The organism is Microbacterium sp. p3-SID336, assembly GCF_025143365.1.
GTDB lineage: Bacteria > Actinomycetota > Actinomycetes > Actinomycetales > Microbacteriaceae > Microbacterium.
In genome coordinates this window covers 19,880-29,199 of the sequence record NZ_JALXPE010000048.1, presented here as the reverse complement: position 1 = coordinate 29,199, position 9,320 = coordinate 19,880, and the positions used below count along the sequence as shown (strand labels likewise).

The following is a 9,320-nucleotide window of genomic DNA, read 5'->3' as shown; positions in this document are numbered from 1 at the left end:
GTCCGGGGCCGCCTGATCCGCCGAAGCCCGGGTCGGATCGGGCGTGGAAGCACCCGGAGTGCGGCGCGCAGCACGCACGATCAGGAAGAGCAGGCCCGCGACGAGCACGAGACCGACGATCCAGCTGAACGCCGAGAGCCCCGACCAGCTGTCGTAGCCGAGGCCGAACAGGCGGCCCGTCAGCGGTGCCGTCGGCAGGAGACCCACCACGGCCATCGCGAGGATCCCCAGCTGCACGGGCTCGTAGCGCCGCTGCAGCAGGTCCCGCAGGTGCACCCGACCGTCGAGATCGGGCAGCAGCGCCCAGGCGACCGCATACAGGAAGATCGCCGGAAGCCCGAACAGCGCCGCGACCACCAGCACGCCCCGCACGATCAGCGGATCGATGCGCAGGCGTGCCGCGATGCCGGCGGCCACCCCGCCCAGCCACCCGTCGGAGCGGGCCACGCCGAGCCCGGCGATCCACAGCAGGAAGCGCTCCGATCCCCGGGCACGGGGAGGCGAGGCGGCGCCGGAGGCCGCATCGGCTGACGCCGCGGGATCGGCAGGGGGAGGCGGGGCGGTCGGAATCGTCATGCTTCGATCTTCGCGGCCGGACGGCGGACGCTGCCATGGGGGGAGCCCCTGAGGCGACCCTGGTTCTTCGCCCCGGGTGCCACCGCCGCGCGGTGCGGGTGATTGGATGACGGTATGCCTTCTCCGGTGTCCGCCCCCACGCGCCCGGCGCGTGTACCCGCGCCTCCGCGGCCGCCGCTGGTCCGCGATCGGGAGTGCCTGGTCGCCGGGGTCGCCGCCGGACTCGCGCGGCACCTCGGAGTCCGCGTCTGGATGGTGCGGGCGCTGTTCCTGGCGCTGACGCTGTGCGGAGGCGCCGGAATCGTGCTCTACGTCTGGTGCTGGGCGCTCACACCGTGGGCCGATGACGAGCGGGCGCCGTCGCGGCGCGTCCCGGTGGCCTGGCTGCTGCTGGCGCCCGCGGTGGTGGGGGCGCTGGTCGTCGTCGCGTGGCGCGGCGGCAGCGACTGGCTGACCGACTCGATCCCTGCGGCCACCGCCGCGGCCGTGGTGGGAGGGACAGCCGTGTGCGCGACGGCGGCCGGACTCTGGGCGACCCTGATCGACCGGGCCGACCCGGCGAGAGGCCCGCGGCACACCACGGCGGTGCGCATCCTGGCCGCGCTGCTGCTGGCCCTGGTGTTCCTGCTGCTCCTGTCGTGGCCCGACGCCCGCTCCGGGGTCGCGCTCGTGCTGCTGCCGCTGGCCGGGCTCCTCGCGGTGCTGGCCTCGAACCTCCTGCCGCGGTGGCGCGAGCTGGCGGGAGAACGGGTGCGCCGCATCCGCGAGGAGCAGCGCAGCGTCATGGCCGCGCACCTGCACGACTCGGTGCTGCAGACACTCGCGCTGATCCAGAACAGGGCCGGCGCCTCCAGCGAAGCGGCCCGCCTGGCCAGGGCGCAGGAGCGCGAACTGCGCGCCTGGCTCTACGACGGCGACGCCCCCGCCGACAGCGACCTGCCCACCGACCTGCGGGACTACGCGGCGGCGCTCGAGCTCGACCACGCCGTGCGCATCGACATCGTGTCGGCGGGGCTGTCTGCGGAACGGGCGAGCGGCGAGCTGGCGGCGGCCGCGCGGGAGGCGATGTTGAACGCGGCCAGGCACGCCGGCGGCGACGTCTCGGTGTACATCGAGGGCAGCGCCAGCGGCGTCGACGTGTTCGTGCGCGACCGGGGAGCCGGGTTCCGGCTCGACGACGTGCCGAGTGACCGGCTCGGGGTGCGCGAGTCGATCATCGGTCGGATGCGGCGCGCGGGCGGCACGGGGGCCGTGCGCAGCGACGACGGCGGCACCGAGGTGCACCTGCGCATCACGAGCCCCGCTGTGCCCGACAGGACCACCGCCCGACAGGAGACCCGTGGCTGACAGCATCCGTGTCGTGATCGTCGACGATCATTCCATCTTCCGGTCCGGCCTGCGTGCCGACCTCGACGCGAGCGTCGCCGTGGTGGGGGAGGCCGCCGACGTGCCCTCGGCGGTCGCCGTGATCGCCGCGACGCGTCCGGATGTCGTGCTGCTCGACGTGCACCTTCCGGGAGGGGACGGCGAGGACGCGGGCGGCGGCGCCGCCGTGATTCGGGGTGCCGCCGCATCGGGAGCCCGGTTCCTCGCGCTCAGTGTGTCCGACGCCGCCGCGGATGTGGTGCGCGTGATCCGCGCGGGAGCCCGCGGCTACATCACGAAGGGATCGTCGGGTGCGGAGGTCAGCCGAGCCGTGCATGCGGTCGCGGACGGGGACGCGGTGTTCTCGCCCCGTCTGGCCGGGTTCGTGCTGGACGCGTTCGGCGCGGTCGCCGGGGAGACCGCGACCGCGACGGACGAACTCGATCGCCTGTCCGCGCGGGAGCAGGAGGTCATGCGCCTCATCGCCCGCGGCTACGCCTACAAGGAGGTCGCCGCCGAGCTGTTCATCTCGATCAAGACCGTCGAGACGCACGTCTCCTCGGTGCTGCGCAAGCTCCAGCTGTCCTCACGCCACGAGCTCACGGCCTGGGCGTCGGAGCGACGGCTGTTGTGATCGGGCGCAGCCTCAGGCCGCCAGCCAGAGACCCTTCTGGTCCGTGGCGACGGTGAGCCCGGCCGCGACGGTCTCGTCGTCGCCGATGCGGGCCCCGCGGACGATGCGAGCGCCAGGGCCGATGTCGGTGCGGACGCCGACGTGCGCGTGGTCGCCCACGGCTGCGCCCGGCCCGATGTGTGCGTGCGCGTCGATGTACGCGCCTTCGCCGATCACGGCATCCTCGTCGATCCACGCGCCGCGCGCGACGATCGCTCCGGCACCGACGCGCGCGCCGGGTTCGATGTAGGCGCCGGCCTCGATGTGCGCCTTCGGATGCACCTTCGCGCCGTGCGCGACGAGACCCCGGCCGTTGGCGTGCTTGCGGTACCGCAGCGTCGCGCCATGGTCGTTCTCGATGTCGACGTAGTTCTTGCCCACGATTCCTCCCGCTTTCCGGAGTTCTCCGGATATATCAACAACCACGGGAGGGGTGGATTCATTCCCCCGGATGAATGCGCCTCAGCGCTGGCACCGCGGGCACCAGAACGTGATGCGCTCGCGCGTGGGATCCGCGCCCTGCTCGCCGCGCCGGATCAGCGTTCCGCAGCGCCGGCACGGTCGCCCCGCACGCCCGTACACCCAGGTCGCCTGCCCCGGACGGTCGATGCCGGTGAAGGTGCGGTTGCGGCGGTCACGGTTCGCGCGGATGGTGCGCACTCCCAGGTCCAGGAGAGCCGCCACATCCACCTCCGGCGTCGGCGTGGTGGGCAGGATTCCGCGCAGGAACAGGAGTTCCGCGGCATACTCGTTCCCGAACCCCGCGACGTTGCGCTGATCGAGCAGGGCCACGTGGATGCTGCGCGTGTCCGCCCCGAGGCGGCGCACGGCCTCGCCCGCGTCCCAGTCGGCGGCGAGCGGGTCGGGGCCGAGGTGGCCGACCAGCTGATCCTCCTCGCGGGTGGGGACGACCTCCACCTCAGCGATGTCCACGCCCACCGCCTCGCGCTCTGCCGTGCCGACGATCGCCCGCACCTTGAACGCCGGATGCCGCCACTTCTCGCCCGGCCGGTAGACGAACCAGGCGCCGTCCATGCGCAGATGCGAATGCAGCGTGCTGTCGCCGATGCGCAGCAGCAGATGCTTGCCGCGCGGAACCGCGCCGTGCACGGGCTGTCCCGTGAGATCGAGCGTCGCGAACCTCGGCACGCGCAGATCGAAGCGGGTCACGGTGCCCCCCGCGAGAGCTTCGTCGAGGCGCCGCGCAGTGCGGAAGACGGTGTCGCCCTCTGGCATCAGCGCACCTCCTGCCCGGGGGGCGCCGGGGGCGTCGACGACGGCGCCTCCACCGTCGTGCGCGCGAGGGGGCGGCGCGCCTGCATGTCGCGGGCGAGCATCGTGCTGCCGGCGACGGCCGCGGGCATCACCGCCACCGCTCCGCCCGGGATCAGGAAGCACAGCTGGGTGGCGACGCCGAAGCCGAGCACCCGTGCCCTGCTGCCCGCGAACAGCGCGGCCCTGTCGGCGGGGCTGAGCTCGCGCGCATCGAACGAGCGAGCCGTCAGCTCCCTGGCCAGCAGCCGACCCGTCAGCACCACGCCCGTGATCGGCCCGAGGAAGCCGCCGACGCCGGGGATCAGTCCCACGATGAGCACGAGGAGCGCGATCAGGATGCCGAGCATCACCAGACGCAGACCCTCGCCGACCGTGGTCCAGAAGCTGCCGCCGTCGGCGGGCGGCGGATCCCCGAGGTCGACCTCGACCGCATGCCAGATGCGCTGGTAGAACGGATCGCCGATCGTGAGGGTGAGCGCGCTGAAGACCGAGCTCGCCAGCGCCAGCGCCGCGGCCACGGTGACGAGCCCCACAGCCGTGCGCAGCAGCCCGCGCCACGGCTCGTCCCACCCGTCCGCGAAGGGCGTCAGCCAGGACGACACCGAGGGCAGCCCGACGACGAGCGGCACGAGCGCCGCCGCGAGCAGCACCAGGGCGATGATCGCGGGGATGAGGCCGAGCGCCATCAGTCCTGGGCGTGTGCGCCACAGTCCGAAGCCGCGGAGCAGGGTGCGGACGCCGGCGCTGAACTCTCGGATCATGGCTCCAGGGTAGGTGTCGGGGCGGCGTGCCGGGTCGGGCGGCGTGCGGGGAGGGCTTCGCACAGCGGAGCCGAGCGTCGACCGCTACACGGCCTTGCGCAGCGTGAGGCCGCGCGGCGTCTGCACGAAGCCCGCCTCCTGCAGCGCGCGGGCCAGCTCGGTGCCGTAGACGCCCTCCCCGTTGACCTTCTCGACCGTGAGGGTGTCCAGGCGCCGCGCACGCGCGGTGGCCGCGAGGTCGGCGGCGGCAGCGCGCACCATGTCCTCGTCTTCGCTGAAGCACAGCACCGTGCGCCCGCCCCGCTCCAGCGAGAGCACGAGAGACCCGTCCACCAGCACGACGAGGCCGCCCGCCTTGCGCCCCGGCCGGTGCGAGACCCCCTCCAGCTTGGGCCACGCGAGCGCCGCGCCGTACGGGTTCGCGGGGTCGGTGGCGGCGAGGGTCACAGCGGCGCGCGGCGGCGGATCGGCGAGACCCGCATACGTGCGCAGCCGGTCGACCGTGGCGGAGGCCGCGAACTGCGCGGCGCCGAGCTTCTCGATCACGTAGCCTCGGCGGCAGTGGCCCGCCTCCTCGAACCCCGCGAGCACGCGGTAGGCCTGGGCGAAACCGCCGGGCACGCCCTCCGCCTGCACGGCACCGCGGGTGACCACGCCGTAGCGGTCGAGCAGCAGCCCCGCGGTCACGGTCGCCCGTCGCGCCGGGTCGGTCTCGATCGCGGGAAGCAGGGACCAGCGGCCGCCGATCGCGGTGGGACGCGGTGCCGTGCGCGTGAGCGACATGCCGCGATAGGTGCGCGCCCGGGGAGCCCGTCGTTTCACCTTGTGCGCCTGCGAGCCGCCCGCGAGCAGCGAACGGATGGGGGCGAACGTGTCGTTGGTGACATGGCCCGACCAGGTCAGCGCCCACAGGGCCTCCAGCACCGACTGCTCGTTCTCGGCTCCGGTCATCTCCTTGAGCTGCGCGGCGAAGTACGCGCCGCCGGCGGTGAGGGCCGCGAGCAGCCGGGCCTCCAGCGAGTCGGCGGCGATCTCCGCCTCCGGCTCCGGGAGGGTGAACGGCGCGAGGTCGACCGGATGCAGCGACACCCAGCCGTCGCGCCCCGGCAGGGTGCCCTGACCCGACCAGATCACCTCTCCGGCGGCAGTCAGCTCGTCCAGCATCGCGGGGGAGTAGTCGCGCACGCGCGACGGCAGCACGAGCGATTCCCAGGCGCTCGCGGGGATCGGCACCCCTGCGAACTGCTCGATCACGGTGAGGACGCCGTCCACGCCCTCGAGGGGACGGCCGAGATGCTGCCAGTCGGGCAGGAAGCGGGCATATGCCTCAGGGGAAACCGGTTCGACCGAGCCGCGGATGGCGGCGAGCGACCGCATCCGCAGCCGGCGCAGCACCTCGCTGTCGCACCACTCGATGTCGTCTGCGCTCCCGGCGGCCGTGGGCAGGAAGTAGCCGCTGGTGAGGCGGCCGCTGGTCTCGAGCCGCTGCAGGGTGTGCCTGGCCACCGCCGTACCGAGTCCGAACCGCTCAGCGACCGCCGCCGTGGTGAAGGGGCCGTGCGTGCGGGCATGCCGGGCCACGAGGTCTCCCAGGGGATCGGCCACGGGCTCGAGGAAGGCCACGGGGATGCCCGTGGGAAGGGCTGCTCCGAGGGCGTCGCGCAGCCGCCCGGCATCCTCGATCGCGGCGACCCTGGCCGTTCCGCCGATGGTCGCCGGAATGGCCCGTCGTGCGGTGATCAGCTCGTCGAGCAGCGCCGCCGCGGTGACTCCGCCCATCGACTCCGGGTCGAGTCGCGCGGACACCTCGGCGGCGTCGAGCGGTCCGAGCATGCGCAGAAGGTCGGCGACGCCCTCCAGGCCACGCACCCGCCGCTCGGGGTCCAGACGCTGCGCCTCGTGCTCGAACTGGGCGATCACGTCGGGGTCGAGCAGCTCCCGCAGCTCGACCGTGCCCAGCAGCTCACCCAGCAGGGCGGGGTCGACGGAGAGCGCGGCCGCCCGGCGCTCGGCGAGCGGCGAGTCGCCCTCGTACATGAACGCGCCCACGTAGCCGAAGAGCAGATCGCGCGCGAACGGCGAGGGCTGTCCTGGCTGCGTCTCGACCAGACGGATGCGGCGATCCGCGATGCTGGTCGCCAGGCGCCGCAGCGACGGCAGGTCGTAGACGTCCTGCAGGACCTCGCGCAGGGTCTCCAGGATCACCGGGAACGTCGGGTGGCGACGCGCGACCTCCAGCAGCTGCGCCGAGCGCTGACGCTGCTGCCACAGCGGCGTGCGGCGGTTGGGGTTCGTGCGCGGCATCAGCAGCGCCCGCGCCGCGCACTCCCGGAAGCGCGAGGCGAAGAGCGCGGAGCCGCCGACCTCCTGGGTGACGAGCTGCTCCAGCTCGTCCGGATCGAACACGAACAGCTCCGCCCCTGGCGGCTCGGCCTCGGCGTCGGGGATGCGCACGATGATGCCGTCGTCGCTCGCGACCGCGGAGCCCTCCACCCCCAGCCGCTCCCGCACCCGCGCGTTGATGGCGAGCGCCCACGGCGCGTGCACCTTCATGCCGTACGGCGAATGCAGGATGACGCGCCAGTCGCCCACCTCGTCGTGCCCGCGCTCGACGGTCAGCGTGCGGTCGGTGGGGAGGGTGCCGGTGGCCTCGCGCTGCTCCGTGAGGTGCGCCATCAGGTTGGCCCGCGCCTGCTCGTCGAGCCCGGCGTCGATCAGGCGCTGCTGGGCCTTCTCCGGAGTCGCCGACGACACCTCGCGCGAGAACGCCCCGAGCGCCTCGCCCAGCTCGAACGGCCGCCCGATGCCGTCGCCGTGCCAGAACGGCACCTTGCCCGGCTGACCGTAGGCGGGGATCACGTTGACCCGGTCGTGTGTGATCTCGGCGATGCGCCAGCTGGTCGTGCCGAGGGTGAACACGTCCCCCACGCGGGACTCGTACACCATCTCCTCGTCGAGCTCCCCGACGCGCGCGCCCGTCGACTCGCCGGCCACGAACACGCCGAACAGCCCGCGGTCAGGGATCGTTCCGCCGCTCGTGACCGCGATGCGCTGCGCGCCGGGGCGACCGGTGAGGGTGCCCGCATCCCGGTCCCACACCAGCCGCGGCCGCAGCTCGGCGAACTCGTCGGAGGGGAAACGGCCGGCGAGGAGGTCGAGTGTGGCCTCGTAGGCCGAACGGGGGAGGGACTGGAACGGCGCCGACCGCCGCACCGTCTCGAACCACTCCTCCACGCTGATGGCGCCGAGGGCACTGGCTGCGACGGTCTGCTGGGCGAGGATGTCGAGCGGATTGCGCGGCACCTGGATCGCCTCGATCTTGCCTGCGAGCATGCGCTCCGTGACGATCGCCGTGTGCAGCACGTCGCCGCGATGCTTGGGGAACAGCGCGGCGCGGCTGATCTCGCCCACCTGGTGTCCCGCGCGTCCTACGCGCTGCAGACCCGACGCGGCAGACGGCGGCGCCTCCACCTGGATGACAAGATCGACGGCGCCCATGTCGATGCCGAGCTCCAGGCTGCTCGTCGCGACGACGCAGCGCAGCACGCCCGACTTCAGCTCCTCCTCCACCTGGGCGCGCTGCTCCTTGGACACCGAGCCGTGATGGGCCTTCGCGAGCACCGGGTCGGCACCCGCGGTCGCCCCGGCTTGCGCCATCATCCCGGCCGGCACCGTCGGCTCCGGCAGCGCGACGCCGATCCGCTCCGAGTAGATCTCGTTGAGTCGCCCGGTGAGCCGTTCGGCCAGGCGGCGGGAGTTCGCGAACACGATCGTCGAGTTGTTCTGCAGGATGCGGTCGACGATCGCCTCCTCGACGTGCGGCCACACGGAACCCGTGACCTCGGTGTACTCCGCGTCCACCCCCGGCGCCTCGGGCGGGGCCCCTGGCGGGGGCGGCGGATTGGTCATGTCGTCCATCGGCACGACGACGCCGAGCTCGAAGGTCTTGGAGGCCGGCGGCGCCACGATCTCGACCGGGTCGGCGCCCCCGAGGAAGCGCGCGACCTCGTCGATCGGCCGGACGGTCGCGGACAGCCCGATGCGCTGCGCGGGCTTCTCGGCCCCGTGTCCGGCGCGCAGCGCGTCGAGCCGCTCCAGGCTCACGGCCAGGTGCGCGCCGCGCTTGGTCGCGGCCACGGCGTGCACCTCGTCGATGATCACGGTGTGCACGTCGCGCAGGGTGTCTCCGGCGCGGCTGGTGAGCATCAGGTACAGCGACTCGGGCGTCGTGATCAGGATGTCGGGCGGATCGGACACGAGCTTGCGGCGGTCGCTCGACGTGGTGTCGCCCGAGCGCACGCCGACCGTGACGGCGGGTGCCGCCGTCCCCAGCCTCCGGGCGGACTGCCCGATGCCGATGAGCGGCGACCGCAGGTTGCGCTCGACGTCCACGCCCAGGGCCTTGAGCGGCGAGATGTACAGGATGCGGGTGCGCCCCGCGTCCTCCGACGACGCGGCGCGCGGCTCGGCACGCTCGCGGAAGACGCTGTCGATCGCCCAGAGGAACGCCGACAGCGTCTTGCCCGAGCCGGTCGGCGCGACCACCAGGGCGTGCTTGCCCGCGGAGATCGCCTCCCACGCCCCTTCCTGGGCGGGAGTGGGCGCGGTGAAGGCCCCTCGGAACCAGTCCTGCGTGGCCGGGGTGAAGCGGTCGAGCACGTCGCTCATGC

At 73.4% G+C, this 9,320-nt stretch carries 7 protein-coding genes; 2 read left to right on the top strand and 5 right to left on the bottom strand.

Annotated elements, in window-relative coordinates:
• Positions 1–576, bottom strand: a 576-nt coding sequence (locus tag M3C17_RS14200; RefSeq protein ID WP_259978542.1) for a PspC domain-containing protein, incomplete at its 3' end; no start/stop codon positions are given.
• Positions 577–690: 114 nt separating this feature from the next.
• On the opposite strand from M3C17_RS14200, the gene M3C17_RS14195 reads away from it, so the two are divergent.
• Entirely contained in the window at positions 691–1,923 is a 1,233-nt protein-coding gene (locus M3C17_RS14195; protein WP_259978541.1) for an ATP-binding protein, read from the top strand.
• The gene (locus M3C17_RS14190; RefSeq protein ID WP_259978540.1) at positions 1,916–2,575 is read left to right on the top strand and encodes a response regulator transcription factor; all 660 of its coding nucleotides are present in this window, start codon (positions 1,916–1,918) and stop codon (positions 2,573–2,575) included. Before M3C17_RS14195 ends, M3C17_RS14190 begins: the two co-directional genes overlap by 8 nt.
• Before the next feature lie 12 nt (positions 2,576–2,587).
• On the opposite strand, the gene M3C17_RS14185 is transcribed toward M3C17_RS14190, so the two are convergent.
• The 4 genes from M3C17_RS14185 to M3C17_RS14170 all read right to left on the bottom strand — a co-directional run bounded on the left by M3C17_RS14185 (position 2,588) and on the right by M3C17_RS14170 (position 9,318).
• Complete coding sequence (locus tag M3C17_RS14185; protein WP_259978539.1) at positions 2,588–2,995, bottom strand: DapH/DapD/GlmU-related protein; 408 nt, start codon at positions 2,993–2,995, stop codon at positions 2,588–2,590.
• 81 nt (positions 2,996–3,076) lie between these two features.
• Positions 3,077–3,850: a DNA-formamidopyrimidine glycosylase family protein gene (locus M3C17_RS14180; protein ID WP_259978537.1), complete on the bottom strand. Its 774-nt coding sequence runs from the start codon at positions 3,848–3,850 to the stop codon at positions 3,077–3,079.
• Complete coding sequence (locus tag M3C17_RS14175) at positions 3,850–4,650, bottom strand: EI24 domain-containing protein (protein WP_259978535.1); 801 nt, start codon at positions 4,648–4,650, stop codon at positions 3,850–3,852. Before M3C17_RS14175 ends, M3C17_RS14180 begins: the two co-directional genes overlap by 1 nt.
• 84 nt (positions 4,651–4,734) lie before the next feature.
• Complete coding sequence (locus M3C17_RS14170) at positions 4,735–9,318, bottom strand: ATP-dependent helicase (RefSeq protein ID WP_259978533.1); 4,584 nt, start codon at positions 9,316–9,318, stop codon at positions 4,735–4,737.
• Positions 9,319–9,320 lie beyond the last annotated feature (2 nt).